Source organism: Massilia sp. CT11-108 (assembly GCF_047302915.1).
Taxonomy (GTDB): domain Bacteria; phylum Pseudomonadota; class Gammaproteobacteria; order Burkholderiales; family Burkholderiaceae_D; genus Telluria; species Telluria orientalis.
The window spans coordinates 1-438 of the sequence record NZ_JBKYMO010001258.1; the positions used below are offsets into that span (position 1 = coordinate 1).

Below are 438 nucleotides of genomic sequence, written 5' to 3' on the forward strand. Positions count from 1 at the left end.
GTCCGCGGCACCGTAGCGCCGCGCCTTCCCGTCGCGCAGGGCCCATACCGTGCTGTCGCGGTAGCCGAACCACAACGTGCCGTCGGCGCCGCGCGCCATGCTGATCGCCTGTGTGTCGGGCAGGCCGGCCTCGTGCGCGGGATGCCAGCGGCCGCCTGCCCAGCGGTACGTGCGGTTGTAGGAAAAGCCGGCCCACAGTCCGGATCCATCGTCCAGCATCGTGCGCACGCCGGCGTCCATCGCTTCCAGGGGGACGTCGCGCGGGAGCGGGATGCGCGTGACGGCGCCGGCCTTGCGCCGTTCGATGACGCCGGGCCGTGCCACCAGCAGGGCGCCGTCCGCGGCCGTGAATGCGGGGATCGGGTCGCGGTGGGGGGTGATGGCGGCCCGCCGCGGGGATGCGCAGTCGTACAGTTACAAAAATACGCCATTAAGCCC

General features: G+C 72.1%; 1 protein-coding gene. It reads right to left on the reverse strand.

Features of this window, described 5'->3' with window-relative positions:
* Positions 1-324: hypothetical protein (locus ACEN88_RS34305; protein WP_413346860.1), on the reverse strand; the 324-nt coding region annotated here is incomplete at its 3' end.
* Positions 325-438: the final 114 nt, after the last annotated feature.